19 protein-coding genes are annotated in these 21,740 nt (G+C 40.3%); 17 read left to right on the top strand and 2 right to left on the bottom strand.

The annotated features are described in order from the left end of the window. Positions 1–23: 23 nt before the first annotated feature. The 8 genes from gdhA (at position 24) to MKZ26_RS07745 (ending at position 12,331) form a co-directional block, all read left to right on the top strand. Entirely contained in the window at positions 24–1,406 is a 1,383-nt protein-coding gene (gene gdhA, locus MKZ26_RS07780) for an NADP-specific glutamate dehydrogenase (RefSeq protein ID WP_067207053.1), read from the top strand. 168 nt (positions 1,407–1,574) lie between these two features. Continuing rightward, positions 1,575–2,786: an argininosuccinate synthase gene (locus MKZ26_RS07775; RefSeq protein WP_340767618.1), complete on the top strand. Its 1,212-nt coding sequence runs from the start codon at positions 1,575–1,577 to the stop codon at positions 2,784–2,786. Positions 2,787–4,179: 1,393 nt separating this feature from the next. Continuing rightward, positions 4,180–5,751, top strand: coding sequence for a DUF6583 family protein (locus MKZ26_RS07770; RefSeq protein WP_340765551.1), 1,572 nt, complete (start codon positions 4,180–4,182; stop codon positions 5,749–5,751). Between the two features lie 2 nt (positions 5,752–5,753). Next, positions 5,754–6,992, top strand: a complete 1,239-nt coding sequence (locus tag MKZ26_RS07765; RefSeq protein WP_340765549.1) for an ABC transporter permease — start codon at positions 5,754–5,756, stop codon at positions 6,990–6,992. After that, positions 6,989–8,122: an ABC transporter permease gene (locus tag MKZ26_RS07760; RefSeq protein WP_340765548.1), complete on the top strand. Its 1,134-nt coding sequence runs from the start codon at positions 6,989–6,991 to the stop codon at positions 8,120–8,122. The genes MKZ26_RS07765 and MKZ26_RS07760 overlap by 4 nt, the downstream gene beginning before the upstream one ends. After that, the gene (locus tag MKZ26_RS07755) at positions 8,115–8,789 is read left to right on the top strand and encodes an ABC transporter ATP-binding protein (protein ID WP_340765546.1); all 675 of its coding nucleotides are present in this window, start codon (positions 8,115–8,117) and stop codon (positions 8,787–8,789) included. Before MKZ26_RS07760 ends, MKZ26_RS07755 begins: the two co-directional genes overlap by 8 nt. 9 nt (positions 8,790–8,798) lie before the next feature. Then, positions 8,799–9,380, top strand: a complete 582-nt coding sequence (locus tag MKZ26_RS07750; RefSeq protein WP_340765544.1) for a YdcF family protein — start codon at positions 8,799–8,801, stop codon at positions 9,378–9,380. A 1,298-nt stretch (positions 9,381–10,678) separates the two neighbouring features. After that, positions 10,679–12,331 carry an S-layer homology domain-containing protein gene (locus MKZ26_RS07745; RefSeq protein ID WP_340765542.1) on the top strand — a complete coding sequence of 551 codons (1,653 nt, stop codon included), beginning with the start codon at positions 10,679–10,681 and terminating at the stop codon, positions 12,329–12,331. A 776-nt stretch (positions 12,332–13,107) separates the two neighbouring features. On the opposite strand, the gene MKZ26_RS07740 is transcribed toward MKZ26_RS07745, so the two are convergent. Together MKZ26_RS07740 and MKZ26_RS07735 are read right to left on the bottom strand one after the other, a co-directional pair. Beyond that, complete coding sequence (locus MKZ26_RS07740; protein ID WP_340765540.1) at positions 13,108–13,347, bottom strand: hypothetical protein; 240 nt, start codon at positions 13,345–13,347, stop codon at positions 13,108–13,110. Positions 13,348–13,414: 67 nt separating this feature from the next. After that, positions 13,415–13,906, bottom strand: a complete 492-nt coding sequence (locus MKZ26_RS07735; protein WP_340765538.1) for a histidinol-phosphatase HisJ family protein — start codon at positions 13,904–13,906, stop codon at positions 13,415–13,417. A gap of 95 nt (positions 13,907–14,001) precedes the next feature. On the opposite strand from MKZ26_RS07735, the gene hisZ reads away from it, so the two are divergent. The 9 genes from hisZ to MKZ26_RS07690 all read left to right on the top strand — a co-directional run bounded on the left by hisZ (position 14,002) and on the right by MKZ26_RS07690 (position 21,347). Beyond that, a complete protein-coding gene (gene hisZ / locus MKZ26_RS07730) occupies positions 14,002–15,234 on the top strand; it encodes an ATP phosphoribosyltransferase regulatory subunit (protein WP_340765536.1) in 1,233 nt (410 codons plus the stop codon). A gap of 1 nt (position 15,235) precedes the next feature. After that, positions 15,236–15,862 (top strand): ATP phosphoribosyltransferase, encoded by a 627-nt coding sequence (gene hisG / locus MKZ26_RS07725; RefSeq protein ID WP_187047147.1) that lies wholly within the window; start codon positions 15,236–15,238, stop codon positions 15,860–15,862. A gap of 6 nt (positions 15,863–15,868) precedes the next feature. Further along, positions 15,869–17,158 (top strand): histidinol dehydrogenase, encoded by a 1,290-nt coding sequence (gene hisD / locus MKZ26_RS07720; RefSeq protein ID WP_340765535.1) that lies wholly within the window; start codon positions 15,869–15,871, stop codon positions 17,156–17,158. Beyond that, positions 17,148–17,732, top strand: a complete 585-nt coding sequence (gene hisB, locus MKZ26_RS07715) for an imidazoleglycerol-phosphate dehydratase HisB (RefSeq protein ID WP_340765533.1) — start codon at positions 17,148–17,150, stop codon at positions 17,730–17,732. Before hisD ends, hisB begins: the two co-directional genes overlap by 11 nt. Positions 17,733–17,909: 177 nt before the next feature. Then, on the top strand, positions 17,910–18,626 hold the full coding sequence (gene hisA, locus MKZ26_RS07710; protein ID WP_340765530.1) for a 1-(5-phosphoribosyl)-5-[(5-phosphoribosylamino)methylideneamino]imidazole-4-carboxamide isomerase: 717 nt from the start codon (positions 17,910–17,912) through the stop codon (positions 18,624–18,626). After that, positions 18,623–19,384 carry an imidazole glycerol phosphate synthase subunit HisF gene (gene hisF, locus MKZ26_RS07705; protein WP_340765528.1) on the top strand — a complete coding sequence of 254 codons (762 nt, stop codon included), beginning with the start codon at positions 18,623–18,625 and terminating at the stop codon, positions 19,382–19,384. Before hisA ends, hisF begins: the two co-directional genes overlap by 4 nt. Positions 19,385–19,386: 2 nt before the next feature. Beyond that, positions 19,387–20,028, top strand: a complete 642-nt coding sequence (gene hisIE, locus MKZ26_RS07700) for a bifunctional phosphoribosyl-AMP cyclohydrolase/phosphoribosyl-ATP diphosphatase HisIE (protein WP_067207090.1) — start codon at positions 19,387–19,389, stop codon at positions 20,026–20,028. Next, positions 20,021–21,082: a histidinol-phosphate transaminase gene (gene hisC / locus MKZ26_RS07695; protein WP_340765527.1), complete on the top strand. Its 1,062-nt coding sequence runs from the start codon at positions 20,021–20,023 to the stop codon at positions 21,080–21,082. Before hisIE ends, hisC begins: the two co-directional genes overlap by 8 nt. An 85-nt stretch (positions 21,083–21,167) precedes the next feature. Continuing rightward, positions 21,168–21,347, top strand: a complete 180-nt coding sequence (locus MKZ26_RS07690; protein ID WP_067207096.1) for a hypothetical protein — start codon at positions 21,168–21,170, stop codon at positions 21,345–21,347. The last annotated feature ends 393 nt before the right edge of the window (positions 21,348–21,740 follow it).

Raw genomic sequence — 21,740 nt, 5'->3', positions numbered from 1 at the left:
AGCAAGAAAGGGATGAGTGAAAAATGACGAAGTTGAATGAAACTTACAATGATAATAAAAAAAGAGCGAATGATTACGTCCATGAAGTCTATGAATTGATCAAGAAAAGAAATCCAGATGAAAAAGAGTTCTTACAAGCAACTAGAGAAATTTTCGATTCGCTTCGACCTGTCTTTTCCAAGCATCCCGATTATATAACAAATGGCATTTTAGAACGTATTACGGAACCGGAACGCATCATCATTTTTCGGGTTGCATGGGAAGATGATCAAGGTAAAGTACATGTAAATCGTGGTTTTCGTGTCCAGTTCAATAGTGATCTCGGACCGTATAAAGGCGGTATCCGATTCCATCCTTCTGTAAACAGCAGCATTATGAAGTTTCTCGCATTTGAACAGATATTTAAAAATGCGTTAACAGGCCAGCCAATTGGTGCGGGTAAAGGTGGTTCTGACTTTGATCCGAAGGGGAAATCAGACCGTGAAATTATGCGTTTCACTCAAAGCTTCATCACGGAATTGAGCAGATATATCGGTCCTGATACCGACGTTCCAGCAGGAGATATTGGAGTAGGTAAGAGAGAAATAGGTTATATGTTTGGTCAGTATAATCGCTTGAAAGGCGGTTATGAAGCAGGCGTGTTTACTGGGAAAGATCCAAAACATGGTGGTAGCCTTGGTCGCAAAGAGGCGACAGGGTATGGAACAGTCTACTTTGTTGAAGAGATGTTAAAAGAAGCAGGTTTAAGTTTTGAAGGTAAAAAAGTTGTTGTTTCAGGGTCGGGTAACGTTTCCACTTATGCAATTGAAAAAGCAATGCAGTTAGGCGCTACTGTACTGGCTTGTAGTGATTCAGACGGTTATATTTATGATGAAAATGGAATCGACCTAGATACAATCAAGCGTTTGAAAGAGGTTGAGAACAAACGAATTTCGGAATACGTCAAAGAACATCCGGAAGCAAAGTATTTTGAGGACTGTTCTGCAATCTGGTCAATTCCATGTGACATTGCACTTCCTTGTGCGACGCAAAATGAAATTGATGAGATAGCTGCCCGTATACTGATTGCGAATGGTGTAATTGCAGTCGGAGAAGGTGCGAATATGCCTTGTACGTTGGAAGCGATGGCAGTTTTCCACGAGCATAAAACTTTATTCGGTCCAGCAAAAGCTGCGAATGCAGGTGGTGTTGCGGTATCAGCGATGGAAATGTCCCAAAATAGTATGCGTCTTTCTTGGACAGTTGAAGAGGTTGATGAAAGACTTCAGACGGTCATGAAAAATATCTATACGAGCTGTTTGGATGCAGCAGAAGCATATGGACATCCCGGTAACCTCGTAGTCGGAGCGAATATTGCAGGATTTTTAAAAGTAGCAGATGCAATGGTAGCCCATGGTCTTAGTTAAGCTTATGACAGTCCCATAAAAAGAGTACACAAGCTGAAAATTGTGTACTCTTTTTTATTTCGGAAAAAATTCAACAAAACTATTGTGTAAAATTGAAAATATGTTATTATAAAAATACAAAGTGTTGCATAAACATGCAACTGGATGAATGAATGGAAGGGGATTTTAATTATGAGTAAGAAAAAAGTAGTTTTAGCATATTCAGGTGGACTAGATACATCTGTGGCAGTACAGTGGCTAACAGAACAAGGATATGATGTAGTTGCAGTTTGTCTTGATGTCGGCGAAGGAAAAGACTTGGACTTCATCCAGGCGAAAGCGTTGCAGGTTGGAGCTGTAAATAGTTATGTCATTGATGCGAAAGAGGAATTCGCACAGGAGTATGCGTTGCTCTCACTCCAAGCTCAAACTTATTATGAAAACAAATATCCACTTGTATCGGCACTATCACGTCCGCTTATTTCGAAAAAACTTGTTGAAGTGGCTCATAAAGAAAATGCTACTGCAGTTGCACACGGCTGTACTGGAAAAGGGAATGACCAAGTACGTTTCGAAGTGGCAATTAAAGCATTGGATCCATCATTGGAAGTTATTGCCCCTGTCCGTGAGTGGAGTTGGTCGCGTGAAGAAGAAATTGCTTACGCAAAAGAAAAGAATATCTCGATTCCAATCGATTTAGAAAGCCCATATTCTGTCGATCAAAACTTATGGGGACGTGCTAATGAGTGTGGAATTTTGGAAGATCCTTGGGCAGCACCACCTGAAGATGCATTCGGTCTTACAGTTTCAATTGAAAATGCACCAGATACGTCTGATGTTATTGAAATTGATTTTGTAAAAGGTGTGCCTGTCAGTATTGACGGTCAGCAATATCCACTCAGTGAACTGATTCTAAAACTAAATGATATTGGTGGAAAGCACGGAGTAGGAAGAATTGACCATGTAGAAAACCGTCTTGTTGGTATTAAATCACGTGAAGTGTATGAATGTCCAGGAGCAATTATATTGTTGAAATCACATAAGGAATTAGAAGATCTGACACTTGTTAAAGAGTTGGCTCATTTCAAACCAATTATTTCACAAAAGTTGAGTGAATTAATTTATAATGGCTTGTGGTTCTCACCACTGAGAGATGCATTAGAAGCGTTCATCAAAGAAACACAGCAATACGTTAATGGGACAGTGCGTGTGAAGTTGTTCAAGGGGCATGCGATTGTAGAAGGCAGAAAGTCAGCTAATTCACTTTATGACATGAATCTTGCAACGTATACGTCTGATGACTCCTTTGACCAATCTGCAGCGGTTGGGTTCATCAAGCTTTGGGGATTACCTACAGAAGTTCACAGCATGGTAAACAAGAAGCAAACAGTGAAAAATTAAGCACTATCCATTCATGTCTGTTGATTAACCAAAGTAACCAGTGAGTAACATGATCGCTTACTGGAAGCTATGTGTATAGTTGACTTTGAGTTACTTTGGATAGAATGACTTCTATATGATTACCGAGATGTCTGAATATGTAGGGATGCGACTTTGTCGCATCCCTACATATTTTTTCGGTGATCGTATGGTGGTCCTTCATCCGTCGCGCTTCAAATGCATTAATACACAGAGTGCTGAAACTTTCTATATATGTTGAATTAAAGAATCCCATTGAATCCGCCATGGCACTCAATAATAAGAGAGGTGTTATTCGGGGTGTGGATTGTAGAACGCTTGGCGCTTTGGGGATGTCTCTCTCCCTAAGCCTGGATTAGCGCTTCGCATCCAGTCTTACGGCTTCGGCGACCCCTGTTAAGGCGCCTTCGCTCAGTATATATACCGAATTTAACATATATAATTATAGTCAAGAAAGACGCAATCCAGGTTGCAGATTTTATCCCAGATAATGAAATGCGCTTTCTCAAATAGACCACCCAGCGCAGGCGCGTCTTCGTGGTAGCCGGAGCGATAAGACTGAAAGTGGTCTCCTTTCTGGCTTATCGCGGGAGGCATCCACAAAGCGTCGAAGCGGTATTGGCGGGAATTCTATTTAGTTCTAAGTAATGGGACTTTTTCAGTGGCCTTCTAAAAACCTTTGTAAAGCGCATACGCCGTATTCATTTGTTCAACATATATATAGTTTTTTCTTTTTTTAGTAAAGAAGTGTCACTTTCTATAAGGTAACACATGATTACATGCATACTCTTTGCTAAAGGTAAGCAAGGAACGCTTTGTACAATGTGCGAGAGTGCCCGAAATTGCATCTTCGGGCACTTACAATCTCTATAGAAAGTCATCTATTCGTTTCATTCAAACTTAACCGCTTTTTTCACTGGAACATTGTAGGTACGCGACAGGCAACTATTCGCAACAGGATTACCGAAATAGTGTGGCTAGAAGTGACGGAGTCACTTCTAGCCACACATGTCTCTCGTTAAATGTGTCGTGATTAGTTCGCCGAAAACGAACCGGAAATAATCCAGTGAAAATGGATTTTTCCAGGCCCTACTCACCAGTATTTTATGCAAACAAATGGTTAATGACAGACGTGCTATCCATTCAAAGAACCATCTACTTTTTAAAGGTAGATGGTTCTTTGAACTGTATGATTCTTTGGGTGTAGAGAGGGGACTAGTCGGATATCATCAATTGCTCTGAAAAGGTGAATTCTTCCAACTTATTTTTGAGTAAAGACATAGACTGTGATAGTATGAAAAAATGTGAATATGAAAAAAATTCAACTTTAGCAAAACATTTCTAGTTCACGATTCGAATTTAGGAGGAGAATAGTATGGAAGAGAAAGCTGTGAAGAAAAAGTCACCCAAGTTATTAATGATTATGTTATTAACTGGATTGGTCATTGTAGGCGGTAGCGTGTCGGCATTTTTCTTGGTGAATAAGTCACCTAAAGTACAATATTTTTTAGCGGAAGCAGAAACGTTTAAACAAGTGGGAACTATTTTTGAAGACCGTTATAAGAACGAACTAAGATGGTTGGAAGTTCAAGAGGAAAAGCCAGTTGAAACGAACTTTGATCTTTCCGGCGAATGGAATGATTCGTCTGTTGACCCTGAAATGCAGGAAGTACAAAGCATTGTCAATAGTGCTAAGATATCTAGTAAACAAGTCTATGATCCGGTCAAAAAAGAACTCGAAGTGGATCTTAGGGGAGAACTAGGCAGTGTTAACATGGACTTCGGTTCAGTTTTTGTGACAACTGAGAAACTAGTGGCTTCATTTCCATTCATGGATGAACTAATTCGCTTCGATGATAAGGATTTCGGTAAGATAATGAGAGAAACGGATCCAGATTATGAAGGAAATGAAAATCTCGGTCTATCCCAATTATTCGAAGGTGGATTTTCGATGACGGAAGAATCACGTACATATGTCGAAAACGAATATATCACGTATCTCATTAAAGAGATTCCTGAAGAGGCATTTACGAGCACAAAAGAAGAACTTACAGTGTTTGATAAAAAAATAAAAACTAAAAAAACCAAGATGGATCTTACAGAACAACAAGTTAAAACGTTATTAAAAGATTTATTGGAAAAAGCGAAATCAGATGAAAAACTTAAAGCTATACTGAAAGAACAATTGACACTTACTTCATTTGCTGGGGATACTTCCGACAATGAACTTGCAACTATGATGGATGATTTTGAAAATGGGCTTGATGAAGCGATTGAAGGTGTGGACGCTATTAAACTTCCTAACGGACTGCAATCGACAATCTGGCACCATTCAAACAAAATTGTGAAACGTGAATTCGCAATGGGTGTTGGAGAAGATAAGACGGATGTCGATACGTTAATGATTAATGGAACTCAATTGCTAGATAAAACAAGTCAAAAGTGGGATTTCACAATGGGGGTAGAAGATTCCTTCGGTGATGAAAACTTTGTGAAAATTATTGGTGATTTAAGTTGGAAAGATCAGAAGGCAACTGATTCCATAACATTTTCGATGGATGATATGAAGTTCATCTATAAAGGAAAAGAACAACTGGAAGATAAGAAACGTACATTTACTCGTTCGTTTGGCTTTACAGATGGAAATGTCGATCCAGCCGTTATCTGGAAAGGGAGTGCTACACACGAAAGCGATTCTATGAAAGCGAATCATGAATTTACTTTCAGTGAAGAAACAATGGGCGCTGATATGTTCAATCTCATTTTAAAGCAACAAGGAAAAGTTGTGAAAAAAGTAGATATGCCAGTAGAAACAGAGGGCACAGTGAATATTGGTAAAATGAATAAGGATGAATTTGATGCATTCACTGAAGAAATCACGGTGAAAGTCCAAGAATGGATGTTCGGATTTATGGAGGATTTACAAGGTGAAATAGGCGAGTTTTAAGAATGGAAGTGACCATTATGCTATCCATGAGAAGAATACTATTTTTCATGCGCCAATATAATAAACAGTTGAAGAAGAAGTGGGCAACACTTCTTCTTCTTTTTCTATTTCCAATTATTTTGATAGGCTCACTGTTGTTCCTGGTGGCTGGTTTACTGCTGCCTGAAGAAGATTCACCAATCCGGGTGGCTTTGGTTGATGAAGACAGAACGCAGGAAACGATACTGTTTAGTGGGCTACTGGAAGAAACAGCCTCGGATAATCAGTTCATCCAAATCATATCAATAACGAAAGAAAATGCTGTGAAACTTATGGAGCAAAACCAAATCAGTTCCTATTTTACATTTCCGAGCGGATTTACGGAGGATTTGTATGAAGGTCAATCCGTGACGGTTCCTATTGTTGGAAACCCATCGCGTCCAACAGATAGTTTTCTTGTGAAAGAGTTAGTGGAAAGTATGATGCGTTACATCTCTGTAGCTCAGTCGACTATTCTTACCGTCAATGAGTACGCAAAAAAAACGGATATGCCCAAAGAAGAACGACAAGAAATGATGTTTCAACAGTTTATGGATTTCAGTTTGTACACACTTGGAAAAGATAAGCTAGTTGATGAAGAAATGATTACAAATGTGGCGACGTCATCACCAACGCACTATTACATATTGTCCGGCTGGTTTATAACTATGTCAGTCTGGCTTTTCGCCATCTATACTATTTTAGGGAAAGAAGAGCATTCCTCGATGCTAATTCGGATGAAACTGTTCGGTGTAACTACGTGGCAACGTATCCTCGCAAGAATTCTGGTCTCTTTAGGATATAGCCTTGTCGTTGCGGCAGTAGCCTTTTTCATTATCGGTGAGTTTGTTGGATTTGAACTTTTCTTTATTGATTATTTCCGGTTTGGTTTATTTACTATTCTTAATGCTTTATTGTTTTTAGTTGGCATAGCGCTAATCGATGTCTGGATTTCATCTCGAAAAGTCATTCTTTTATTACAAAGTTTCTATACGTTCGTACTAATTTTCACAAGTGGTGCAGTTATACCGACGCTCTACTTTCCGCAAGTGATACAAGGTGTTTTACCGTATATCTTTTCATACGTTAGCTTGAATTGGATGATTGATATTGTATTGGAAGGGCGAAACTATGCGAACTTCATAACACTAACTGTCATTGCTACTATCGGACTACTCCTTCTTTGGCTATCAACAGTCGGAAAAGAGAGGTGGATTCGATGAAAAATGTTGTGTTTATCCGCTTGATGCGTTTGAAGAAGGACTGGAAAAGTCTTTTATGCTGGATGCTTCTGCCAATCGTTATGACAGTGCTAATTATGCAAGGTGTTGTGACTTGGCAAGAGGAGACTAGAGTGCCGATAGCTCTTGTCGTTGAGGAACAGACTGAAATGGCAGCGCGTCTAGTTGACGATATCGCGAGTACGGAGCTTCTCCATATCCAGTTCATACCCTTGGATGAAGCACTACATAAACTCGAACAGCATGAGTTGGATAGTGTGTTCGTTATTCGCAAGGGGTATGAAGATCATATACTGGCAAACCGGCGAAATCAGCTTATCGAGGCATACTCTTCCAATCGGTCTTTTGCTTATCGAGCTGTCGTCGAAACGATTACGTCCTATGCTCAACAAGATGCAGCCCGTTCAAAAGCAGCTTTCGTTATCAAACAATTATTCTCTGATTATGGTATGGAAGATGAATGGAGTTACGAAGAAGTTATTGAGAGTAGTCGCGAAAGGGAAAAAAGTGAAGCACTGCTCCGATCGAGTTTTTCTTATTATGATAAGGAAAATACCGCTGAAGAACAAACGTTACCGCTACTGAAAGCATGGGGTGTTTGGGCATTCTTCGCAATCATCACGACATTCTTCCTATTCGACTGGATGCTAAAAGAAAATCGACCATCGATGCGTCAGCGCTGGTTATTCACTGAAATCTCTTTTAAAAAGTATGCATGTTTATCATTGCTGTTTTTTACAGTTATCATTTTCCTCATGGATCTTGTCACGGCGTTCATCTTCTCATCATTATTCCAGGAAGCATGGACAATTCGAGTTCTGATTTCACTATTTACTTTCCGGCTGACGATAAATTTGCTGGCGTTTCTACTCGCAAACGTCTACAAGCAATTGTTTATGTACTATATAAGTGGCCTGGGGATTGCGTTGCTGCTGATTGTAGTCGGTGGGTCAATCATACCGATGGATGGGTTGAAGGGAAAGTGGCCGTGGATTGAAGAACTTAGTCCGGTCCAATCGTTACTGGATGGGACGATACCTCTGACATGGCTTTTCGTTATGATTGCTTTGCTCACTGTTTGGATTCATAAAGGAGGGAAGGCAAATGCTTAACGTGACGGGACTACAGAAAAAGTACAAGGAAAAGACCGTTTTAGAAAATGTGTCTTTTCAAATGAAGCCGGGAGAAATTGTTGGTCTCGTTGGGGAAAATGGTGCAGGAAAATCAACCTTGCTTCAACTATTGGCGACAGTTATTCAGCCGACACAAGGCGATATTCAATTGGATGAACTTTCTTATATGACTGATGTAAAGGGCATCAGGCGCTTAATCGGTTATGTCCCTCAAGATATATCGATTTGGGAGGAACTCACAGTAGAGGAAAATATGCTTTTTTTTGAACAGCTGTCGTGGAAAAAACGTACAAAGGAGGAATGTCGGCAACTTTGTTTGGACATGCAATTGACGCATTGGAAGGAAGGAGTTCAATCGTTATCGGGCGGTATGAAAAGGAAATTGAACCTAGCAATCAGCCTACTCCATGATCCGACTTTCTTGTTGTTAGATGAACCTACAGTTGGTATCGATCTTAAATCCAAAAAGGAGATAGGTTCATATTTGCATAGGTTGGCGAAAAATGAAGGGAAAATGATTATGTACACTTCTCATGATATGGACGAAATTACTACCGTTTGTGACCGAGTTTATGCAATCGGAAAAGATCCGTTTTATATGAATTTATTGATGGAGAATAAAATTTTCGTAGAACAGTTGAAATGAGTGATTGTAATGAAAAAATCAAAGAAAATAGCTATAGCTTGTGCAATTACACTTACTATTTTTAGTCTGTTTTTATGGTGGCTAACGGGCAAATGGATGGATGAGGGATTAGAACCTGCAGCAGATGGCACGAATGACTATGTAATCGTACTCGGTGCTAGAGTGAAAAAAGATTCTCTATCGCTATCATTACAGTATCGTTTGGATGCTACGCTACAGTACGCTAATGAGTATCCACATGTGACGATAATCTTATCGGGCGGGCAAGGTCCGGATGAGCCTATTAGCGAAGCGGAAGCGATGAGACGGTTTCTAACGGAGAATGGCATCGCCGAGGAACGGCTTATTTTAGAAGCGGCGTCTACTTCCACTTATGAAAACATTTTATTCTCGAAAAAGTTGTTGCCGTCTGAAATTAGTTCGATCACAATCATCACAAGTGATTATCACCTGGCGAGAGCACGGAAAATTGCGGCTAGCCTTGGTCTTGAGTCAGATGCAGTGTCGGCTGAAACGCCGAAAGTAGTGGCAGCAAAATTGACTGTGAGAGAACGTATCGCCCTTGTGAAAACGTACATTGTAGGGAAATAAGAAAAGCGCAAGGCGCCTTACAAATGAACGCAGCCTAAGTTCGCCACGTCCTGTGGCAACAGCTGCATGACCTACATCCTGTAGGCCCGCGACAGGCATAAGTCGATCCAGTGAAGTGGCGCTCTTTGCCACGTAACTGGATTGCTTATGACCAGAGCGGCTGGCGCCTGGAGTCTAGACACCAAGAAAAGCGCAAGGGGCCGTTTAGACGCGACAGGCATAAGTCGATCCAGTGAAGTGGCGCTCTTTGCCACATAACTGGATTGCTTATGACCAGAGCGGCTGGCGCCTGGAGTCTAGACACCAAGAAAAGCGCAAGGCGCCTGGTGAAAAACTTATAATTTCTTAACTTATAAACGTGCAACCGCCATTTTTAATGATGGTTGCACGTCTGTTAATTAACCATCTTCTTGCATAAATAACAAGTAAGAAGAGGCTTGAATATCGCCATTTTCACTGGATCATTTCCGGTTCGCTCTCGGCACACTATTCAAGATATGAGTAACGGAGGAGCGGGGGTGGCTAGGAATGACAACGTCATTCCTAGCCACCCCCTTTTCGGTGATCTTATTGTGAATAAGTACCTGTCGCAAACCTACACTATTTAAGTGAAAAATGCAGTTGCTTTAGAAGTAAAGAAGAATTACCTTTTTCACAAGTGATCAGTGCCCGAAGATGCAATTTCGGGCACTCTGGTACATTGTACAAGGTGTTCTTTAGTAAGGCTTATACTTTACATCATATAAGCCTCTATCGAAAGGACACTGCCTAAAATAATAAAAGACCATTGAGATAGCTTCAGCCGCCAAAATTGCATCTTTGGCGGCTTTTATCCAGTGAGGAGCCCCCTCTATTCCCTCGTTCCCAAAAGCAGTAGCACTTCGTGTACCTTTGCCTTTGGAGAGCGACGGATGAACGGCAACCAGACGATTACTGAAGAAAATGTATAGGAATAGCTCAGTTATGTATAGAAGTTGTTCAATCCAAAGCGAGCCAGAAGCAACTGTAAACCGAGCGCCTAGTAGTCAATTAAGTTATTAATTGGTTACTTTTGGTTAATCAACACGTCTGTGATGGTTGATAAGAATTCGTTTTTCATGGGAATAAATAGTACTACATGCTGAAAAAAGTGTTTTCAATGCTAAACGACGGTATTTAATCACAGCGAAGGAAAATTAGTATTCTATGTCGAATTAGTCAAGAATAGTATTGGGTGGCACGGTTAAATACGAAGGTGGTGTGACAAGGAGTTATATCGAGGTAGGGTGTTCGCAAAAACATAAAATAGGAGGCAGGTTATGGTGAAATCGAAGTTCAAATTTCGAATGCTTTTTGTAATTGCTCTTATGATCCAAATGATTGTTGTACCGTACCGTTTTTCAGCAGCTGAAATAGATGCGAGTGCTCCTTCTTGGATGTTGCCAATCGATTATCTTGCTATAGGTGATTCGTTGGCGGCAGGTGTCACTCCTAACAATGAATTAGGGAAGAGCTATGCAGATTTCTTAGCGGTGTCAATGATGGAGATAGGGGCTTTGAAAACATATAACAAAGGATTCTCGTATCCAGGCTATAAAACAACAGACGTTTTAAATGATATTAAACTGAACGTCACAAAGGATATCCACGGCATTGGCTTTGAAGAGAAGACAGCTAAACTTCAACAATCCATCAAAGATGCAGAAGTTATCACAATTAGCGCCGGTGCAAATGATATTTTACCGCTTTTCAAACAAGATCCGACGATAGGTAAGGCCATTATTGATCAGAAAATGGCGCTGACGACGCTTCAGCAAGTAGGTACAAACTACAAATCGATTATGGCTCAAATCAATGAAATCAATCCTGATGCGCAAGTGTATGTCATGGGTTACTATAATCCGTTTCCTTATATGTCGGAAGACCTGCAGCCATTGCTCAAACAATTACTAGATATGTTGAATAAAGCCATTACAACAGGCCTAGTGGGGACGCAAGCAATCTTCGTGCCAACTGGTGACGTAATTGCGTCAGACTACAAGACCTACCTTCCAAATCCGGAAAATATCCACTTAAGTGAAGCAGGCTATAAAAAAGTGACTGAGCAATTTTGGGCGAATATGCTACCAGCTAATACATGGATCACAGGAGGTAGCCTCGTCGCCGATCCGCCGGGTCCAAACTCGGTGAAATTAAACTGGCAACCAGCTAGTGATAATGTAGCCGTAACGAGTTATGAAATATACAGAGGTGAAGAAAAACTAGCAACTGTAGCTGGAGACATTACGACATATAAAGTAGAAAATCTTACTGCAAATACAACGTATGTTTTTTCAGTAGTGGCAGTAGATCAAGCTGGAAACAAAAGTGTTCATAATCCAACAATCAGTGTAGCGGTTGCAGATTCATCGACACCAACACCAATATTATTCTCGGATATCGCCAATCATGGCTTGAAGAATTATATTGAACATGCAGCCGTAGCTGGAATCATTGGTGGCTACCCGGACGGGACATTCAAACCTGATCAAAACTTAACACGTGTGCAAGCCGCTACAATAATTGTACGCGCATTAGGTCTGAAAACGGATGAAGTAGCCCCATTTGGTGATATTGGTAATTATGCAGATAAGACCAAAGCTGACATCAATGCCGCTTATAAATATGGAATTATTAAAGGGAATAAAGGAAACTTTAATCCAACTGATTTAGTAACACGCGCACAATTAGCTCTAATGATTGAACGTGCATATGGAAGCGTAACAGGAAAGGCGTATAAGGCCTCTACTAAAGCACCTTATTCTGATTACGGTAACTATAATGCGGAAGTAGTAAATGCCATTTCAATGCTTCATGAATTAGATGTTGCAACTGGATTCGAAGGAAAATTCATGCCGAGCAGCTCAACTACACGTGCACAAGCTGCAAAAATGGTTGTTAATTTTATCTCTATATTTAAACAAGCGGAGTAATAGTGTGTAAAAACGGTCCAGTCCGTCTCTAGTTAGTAGAGGCGTACTGGACCGTTTGATTAAAAAGATAAGAAAAGTCACATCTGTTGATTAACCATTTATTCGCATAAAAAACTGGTGAGAAGGGCTTGATATCCTCCATCTACACTGGACCATTTCCAGCTCGCTTCCGAAGGAGTATTCATTCTCTTCTGTAATTCTATTGTGAATAGATGCCTGTCGCGTTCCTACACTATTCAAGTGAAAAATGCAGCTGCTTTGAAAGAAATGAATAGATGACTTTCTACAGAGATTGTAAGTGCCCGAAGATAAAATTTCGGACACTTTAGTACTTTGTACAATGTGTTTCTTGCTTACTTTTAGCAAAGAGTATGCATCTAATCATGTGATACCTTATAGAAAGTGACACTTCTTTAAAATAAAAAAGAAAAACCATAGAGAAAGCATTAGCCGCCAAAATTGCATCTTTGGCGGCTTTTCTCTAGTGAAGAAGCCAGCTATTCTTTCGTCCAAAAAAACTTCAGCACTACGTGTAGTTATGCATTTGGAGCGCGGCGGATGAAGAACCACCATACGATTACCGAAAAAAGTGTGTAGGGATCTCGGTAATCGTATAGAAGTCATTCAATCCAAAGCAATCAAAATGTAACTATATGCACAGCGCCCAGTGTGTGATCAAGTTATTTACAGGTTATTTTTGGTTAATCACCAGGAGTGAAGAAAAGTATAAGTTTTTCAACATGGAATAGTGCCTAGGCACTTGCGCTTTTCTTAATTCACATCATATTACTAATTGCGTGAAAAGTAGGTTTTTCATTATCGAATGTAGTGATATACTTGAATCCAATCGACTGCAACAATTGCAGTGATTCACTGAATTGGAATGCAATGTCTTCAGGTTTATGTGCGTCGGAACCAAGTGTGATGATTTCGCCTCCGCATTGTTTATATAGTTTCAAAATATCATCACTTGGCATGCCGTTTGCCAGTCCGTAGCGGACACCAGAAGTATTCAACTCAATACCTTTACCTTCTGGAATAATAACGTTAAAAATTGCCGTCAATTCAGTATGGAAAGGGTTATCACACGGTTTTTTTTGTGTACCTCTTCACGAGATCAACATGACCGAGGATATTAAATTGTTTATAGTTTTTTACACAATATAATAACTCTGCGTAATAAATACCATACGCTTCTTCTATGGTTTTATGCTCGAAAAATTCTCCGTAGTGTAATCCTTTTTTCTCAACGGTATGCATGGAGCAAATGACGAAATCGAATACTTCCTTAGCCATAAGCTCGTCGTATTTGTCCAGTATATGTGGTTGTACACCGATTTCAACGCCTTTTTTTATACGAATATGCCCTTCATATTTCTTCTGCATTTCTATCAATTTGCTTGCGTACTCCTTTTTATCAAAGTCGAAAACGATTGTATCATCGGGATATTCATAGTCGATATGTTCTGTAAAACAAATTTCAGTCAATCCTTTTTGAATCGCTCCCTTAATCATATCTTCCATTGGAACTGGGCAGTCTGCTGAGAACGAACTGTGCATGTGATAATCGAACATTAATAATCATTCCTCCTGTTGACATTTCGTTGGTATACCTTTATAGTACTAAATAACTTTAGTCTAGTAAAGTAGTGAAGTAAGGGGTGTTGGAAATGGTTAGAAACGAAGTGTATCCTGAACGAATGTTAAGTGATAGTGAAAAGTTTGAAAGAATCATTAAGACGATCAATAAGCGCTTTACCACATATGGCTATAAACGCATTAAAACGTCGGCTTTTGAACAATACGATTTATATTCAAAAGTAAAAAGCTCAATCAACCAAAATGAAATGATTAAAGTAATCGATCATACAGGGCAAGTATTGGTATTACGACCCGATGTCACGATTCCAATCACAAGAGAACTGGTACAAAATTTCCCAGACCTTTCGAGTGAACTTCGCTATTTTTATGTACAAGAGGTGTTCCGTCAGCCATTTGATAAAAATGACAGTATCGAACGCACACAAGCAGGCATTGAATATTTTTGCGATAGTTCACCTGAAGCGGATGCAGAAGTAATTGCACTAGCGTGTCACTTAATGAAAGATTTAGGATTTAATGATATTAAAATAGAATTAGGGCACGCTGGATTTTTCAATGAACTTGTCCAAAAATTACCACTTACTTCACTTCAAATTGATCAATTGAAGTCATTGATACAAGCGAAAAACGTTGTAGAAATTGGACCTTTTCTGCAGAACCTAAACATTGACGATGATGTGAGAGAAGTAATCGAACGGATCCCGTTTTTATACGGTAACCCAGTTGATGTGAGTGAACGGACAACAGGGATCGCCTTAACGGAAAAAATGCAGGACACCCTCGATTACTTAATGGATGTTTACAGTATATTGAAAATGTACGGATTAGAACAGTATATCGTCATGGATTTGGGATTGATTAATCATATGGGTTATTATTCAGGGGTTATTTTCCAAGGATATGTCGAAAGATTTGGGAAACCTGTTTTAATGGGCGGGCGCTACGATGAGTTAGGAAACGAGTTTGGTGCTAGACTTCCAGCGATTGGGTTTGCATGTGAAATTGAATCGTTAGTTAAAGCGGCAGATAGCAAGGAAGTTACATCCCGCTTTCCAATCGATGTAAAAATAACATATGTAGATAGCCAATTGGAACAAGCCATTGCCATCTCCAATGAATTACGGGAACGGAATTATAGTGTGCTGTCATTTTCAGAGCAAAAGGAACAGGCGGATCCACGACAGAGTGTTTACTCGATACGTTTGGAGAAAGAAAATAATTCATTTCTATATAAAGATAAAGTTACACCATTTCCGGACTTAAAGGCTTTGCTGGAATTACTCGTAGGGGGATTGAATTGAAATGACACATCTTACAATCGCCATGGCGAAGGGGCGTACTGCTGATAAAGCGTTAGCGTTTTTTGAAAAAGCAGGCATTCGTTTTTCAGAATATCATGATAAAAGCAGGAAGCTTGTTATCTATGATGATGAAAATAAAGTGAAACTCATTTTCGTGAAAGCAGTTGATGTTCCAACCTATGTCGAAAAAGGAGCAGCAGATATCGGAATTGTTGGTAAAGATACGATTATGGAAGATCCAGTTGATGTCTATGAACTGTTGGATCTTGGAATTGGTAAATGTCAGCTGGTTGTTGCCGGATTTCCGGATAAACAATTTCCGAGTAGTGCATTGCTGACAGTTGCTTCAAAGTATCCAGCAGTGACAAAAGCCTATTTTGACAGCAAAGGCATTCGTATTGAGACCATCAAGTTGAATGGCTCTATCGAACTGGCTCCGCTTATTGGTATGGCAGATGTCATCGTTGATATTGTTGAATCGGGCAAGACACTAAAAGAAAATGGATTAGTCGTCTTGGAGACAATTGCAGATGTCAGTGCACGATTGATTGTTAATAAAGCAAGTTATGCGACAAGAACCAGTCAAATCCAGCAAGTCATTTCGGACTTAAAAGCTGCATTGGAGTGATAATTTATGCGAATTGTAACGTTGGAACAATATACAAAAGAGAAAGAGCAGCAAACGGCAGTACAAACAACTAATTTTGAATTTGACCGAACTGTGCTTGGAATTATCGAAACAGTCCGTGAAGATGGGGACCAGGCATTAAGAAGCTTTACCGAACAGTTTGACGGCGTGTGGCTAGATAACTTGATTGTAACGCCTGAGGAGTTTGCGGAGGCGCGGACGTTGATTACAGGGCAATTCCTAAGTGCTCTTAGAAAAGCAAAGCAAAACATTACTACGTTCCATGAAGTTCAAAAAGAGCAGTCTTGGTTTATTAATCAAGAACAAGGAATTGTTCTTGGCCAGAAAGTGACGCCTTTAGACAGTGTCGGTATATACGTACCTGGCGGAAAAGCGGCTTATCCATCGACTGTTCTTATGAATGCTATTCCGGCAAAAATTGCGGGAGTCGGAAGGATTGCAATGGTGACACCACCTCAAGCGGATGGCAAAGTGAATCCACATGTGCTCGTAGCAGCGCAAGAAGCCGGTGTCGATATCGTCTATAAAATTGGTGGTGCTCAAGCGATTGCAGCATTGGCGTATGGGACGGAAACAGTAAAAAAAGTAGTGAAAATCACGGGGCCTGGAAATGCATTTGTTGCACGGGCGAAAAAATGGGTTTTTGGTGACGTAGCCATCGATATGATTGCAGGACCGAGTGAGATTTGTGTTGTTGCAGACAATAGCGCTGTCTCAGTGTTTGTCGCTGCTGATCTATTATCACAAGCGGAGCATGATGAACGGGCAACAGCTGTATGCGTAACGACGAGTCAATCATTTGCTGAAGCACTTCAAAAAGAAGTGATAAAGCAAACTGAACAAGCAGATCGTAAGGGAATTATTGAAGTTTCAATCGCTGATAATGGGCGCATTATCTTGGTTGAATCGTTGGAGGAAGCATACGACTTTGTTAATAAATTGGCGCCGGAACATTTACAACTTATGGTGGAAAATCCGATGGAGCAATTACCGTTCATTCACAATGCAGGAGCAATCTTCTTAGGAAACTATTCACCGGAGGCATTGGGCGATTATATGGCAGGTCCGAATCATACATTGCCAACGAGCGGGACATCGGCATTTTCATCGCCGTTAGGTGTCTATGACTTTATGAAAAAATCGAGCATTATTCAGTATACGGAGCAAGCATTGCAAGATGTAGCCGAAGACATTATCACAATTGCGAATGCGGAAGGCTTAACAGCCCATGCAAATTCAATTCAAGTAAGGAAGGCGGATTTGAATGCGGAGTAAATCGATTTCAAGACAGACAGCGGAAACAAAGATTAATTTAGACTTTGCGATTGATGGAAGTGGAACAACAACTATTAAAACAGGAGTGGGCTTTCTCGATCATATGCTGACATTGTTCACAAATCACGGTCGATTCGATTTGGCTGTTGATTGTGATGGCGATATCGAAGTAGACCAGCATCACTCCGTCGAAGATATCGGAATTGTATTGGGACAAGCGTTCTATGAAAGTATCGGATCAAAGGAAGGCATCGAGCGTTATGCGACAGTGTCAACACCCATGGATGAAGCATTATCAACAGTTTCTATCGATATAAGCGGGCGTCCATTTTTTGTTTATAACGTTGAGGGATTGAAAGATAAAGTAGGGGAATTCGACACAGAGCTTGTTGAGGAGTTTTTCCAAGCATTCACAAGCCATGCCAAAGTGACATTGCATATCAATTTGCAGTACGGGAAAAACAGTCATCATATTATCGAATCAATTTTCAAAGGATTCGGACGTGCATTGCGCATAGCAAGTGCGATTAATCCAGATGTAAAAGGAGTTCCATCTACGAAGGGAATGCTATAAGAATAGTACCTTTGTGTGCAGGTACTACTCGAATAGGCATATGTACTAAGCGAAGGCGCCTTACAAGGGGTAGCCGAAGCCATAAGACTGGCGGCAAAGCTGCTCGGCTTAGGGCGGGGGGCATCCCCAAGCGCCGTAGCGGATTCAATGGAATTCTATATATAAGGGGGAACACCAATGATTTTATTTCCAGCAATTGATATACGTGATGGTAAATGTGTTCGGCTAATTCAAGGTGATTATGACCAAGAAATTATCTATAATGATTCACCAACAGCGATGGCGCTAGAGTGGGAAAAGCAAGGTGCTGACTACATTCACGTCGTCGATTTAGATGGTGCGAAAACAGGTAATTCATTAAATCGCGAAGCCATTCAAGCGATTGCTAAAAACGTATCGATACCAGTTCAAGTAGGTGGCGGAATTCGGACGATGGAGATCATTGACGCACATATTGCATCCGGCGTTAGTCGCGTGATCATCGGAACGGCAGCGATTCAAGATAAACCATTTTTAAAACAAGCCGTAGAAAAATACGGTGATAAAATTGCAGTTTCCATCGATGCAAGAAAAGGATTCGTTGCAACGGATGGCTGGACGGAAACAAGTGATGTATTAGCAGTTGACTTGTTAAAAGAACTAGAAGTAATCGGTGTGAAAACAGTCATTTATACAGATATTTTGAAAGACGGAATGATGCAAGGACCTAATTTTAACGAACTGGAAATGATGGACAATGCGTCTTCCATCGACATTGTGGCTTCAGGCGGCGTCTCCACGGAAGAGGATATCATTCAGTTACGGGAACTTGATTTATACGGAGCAATTATTGGTAAAGCATTGTATGAAGGTAAAATATCTTTAGAAAAAATATTAGGGGGACAACGAGGATGACAAGCAACCGGATAATACCATGCCTAGATTTTGATAACGGGAAAGTCGTAAAAGGGAAAAAGTTTTTAGAAGTTAAAGAAGTTGCAGATCCACTGACATTGGCTAAGAAATATGTAGCTGACGGTGCAGATGAACTTGTGTTTTACGACATTGCCGCTTCGACAAATAATCGAGCCATGTTCCTTGACCTTATTGCGGAAATTGCGAAAGAAGTACCCGTACCATTTATTGTTGGCGGGGGTATACGGACTGTCGAAGATATTCAGAAGGTGTTTGATGCTGGCGGGGACAAAGTATCCATCAACAGTGCAGCACTCAGCAATCCATCTTTAATTGAAGAAGCGTCGAAGAAATTCGGTTCTGAACGCATTATCCTGTCGATGGATGTCAATGAAGTGGGCCCTTCTAAGTGGTCTGTATTCTCTAATGGAGGCATGAAAGATACTGGTATGGATGCTATCGAGTGGGCGATTCAAGGCGAAAAACTGGGTGCCGGTGAACTTGTTGTTAATAGTATCGGGGAAGACGGCGTGAAAGACGGCTATAACCTCGAATTGACGAGGGCGATTGCGGAAGCGGTCAACATTCCTGTTATTGCGAGCGGCGGAGCAGGGAAACCTGAACACTTCCATACTGTCTTAACTGAAGGGAAAGCTGACGCTGCGCTTGCTGCATCCGTATTCCATTTCGAAGACATTAATATCGGCGAATTAAAAACATATCTAGCTGAAAAAAATAAACCTGTTGGGAATGACTAACCATGACAATAGAAATTGACACATTATCATTTGACGAAAATGGATTGATACCAGCAATTGTTCAAGATGACCGGACAGGGAATGTACTGATGCTTGCTTATATGAATAAAGAATCGTTGCAGAAGACGATTGATACGAAAGAGACTTGGTTTTTCAGCAGATCAAGAAAAGAGCTGTGGAATAAAGGAGCAACATCCGGCAATCGGCAAATTGTGAAGAACTTGTCACTGGACTGCGACGGTGATTCAATTTTGGTACAAGTTACACCACTGGGTCCAGCGTGTCATACGGGAGAAGTAACTTGTTTCCACAAGCAAGTTTTCGATGAGGTAGTACAGACTCGCTCAATCGTTCATGAGATCACGGATGAAATAAAAAATCGACGTGCCAACCCTGTAGAAGGATCATACACAACGTATCTGTTCCGCGAGGGTTTGGATAAAATTCTGAAAAAAGTTGGAGAAGAAACAACTGAAGTTGTCATCGGTGCAAAAAACCGTGATAAAGCTGAAGTAACGAGCGAACTTGCAGATTTGACGTATCACACACTTGTATTGATGGAAGAGTTAGGTGTTAGTGTTGAGGATGTCAAAAACGAATTGCGGAAAAGACGACCTAAAAGTGAAGTGCTGCGAGATGAGTAAATTTTGGAGCTCTATGGTGAAACGGACCGACCCGTATGTTCCGGGGGAGCAGATTGAACAAAAGGACATCGTGAAACTGAATACCAATGAAAATCCGTATCCTCCAAGTCCGAAAGTGATAGCTGCAATCCAGCAAGAGATGGGGCGCAACCTTCAGTTGTATCCATCTCCTACAGCGACTGAGCTACGAGAAACGATCGGACTGCATTATGGACTTACTGCTGAAGAGGTATTTGTCGGCAATGGTTCGGATGAAGTTCTGGCATTCTCCTTCATGGCGTTTTTTGAGCCTGGCAAACCAATCCGGTTTCCTGATGTAACATATAGCTTTTATCCGGTCTATGCAAAGTTATTCGATATTCCTTATGAGGAAGTTCCGTTGAATAAAGATTTTACATTGCCTGTGGATAACTATTTTCAGTCTGAAGGCGGCGTCATTTTGCCAAATCCAAATGCGCCGACTAGCATTTATGCTGAACTTGAGCACATTGAAGAGATTGTCAAAAATAACCCTGACCAAGTCGTCATCATAGACGAGGCGTATATCGATTTTGCATCGAAATCAGCGACTGAACTCATTCGGAAATACGACAATGTCCTTGTCGTTCAGACGACATCTAAATCACGTTCACTAGCCGGTTTACGCGTTGGCTTTGCGATGGGAGCTCCTTCATTAATTGCTGCATTGATTCGCATTAAAGACTCATTCAATTCTTATACGCTGGACCGTCTTGCGCTAGTGGGAGCAAAAGCTGCATTTGAGGATGAAGACTATTTTGAGGAGACGACTCAGAAAATCATTGCAACACGGGAAAAGATGAACGAGACGTTGCAACAGCTCAATTTCAACGTGCTACCTTCACAAGCAAATTTTGTTTTCACCTCACATCAGACTGTTCCAGCAGAGTTTCTCTACAATGAATTAAAAAAAGAAGGCGTGTTAGTTAGGTATTTTAACAAGCCTGGAATCGACAACTATTTGCGTATTACAGTTGGTACAGATGAACAGATGGAGCGATTAGTTGAGAAGTTGACTGACATTTTGAATTTGTAATGTACTGTTAGATTCTAAGATGAAATGACTTAATGAAAAGTGCATCGAAACTGATATACTTGTGTAAACAGGGGAGGTTATCGACATGGGATCTAAATATATTGATCTTGCACTTATATTATTCATGAGTTATTTCGCAATTACTCGATTTGCGGATGGTCAAATTGGCTTTGGAATCTTTTTCACGGTACTTAGCTTATTGAATATTTTAACGCTTGTCATGAAAATAAATAAGGACAAAGCCGCAAAGAATGCAGTGCGATGAAGTTTAAATAAGTAAAACTAGGCATCTTCCAGGAAATATGGAGGATGCCTAGTTTTATTATGGCAAAGAAAAATGAATGACCACTTACTATTTGAATTCAGTGGGTTTTAGAGTGAGGTAATAGATTTGAAGGTGAGGGGAATTACGGAAAGAGAAAATATGATTAAAATAATAGCAATGAAGTAATTTAAATATAATAAATAAGCCATTTATAATTGTAATAAGAATTATAAATGGCTTATTTATGCATTAGAATCTGTTGCATATAATATTTAGTTTAAAAGTCCTATGGTGCATTTTTGGAAATATAATGTCTTAAATTAAATAATAAATTTTGAGATAGGCAGAATGAAAAGCCGTTAGAATACAGTTGTGAGTTAATCCGGATTAACT

The organism is Sporosarcina sp. FSL K6-6792, assembly GCF_038004885.1.
Lineage (GTDB): Bacteria > Bacillota > Bacilli > Bacillales_A > Planococcaceae > Sporosarcina > Sporosarcina psychrophila.
This window is presented reverse-complemented; position numbering and strand designations above follow the sequence as displayed.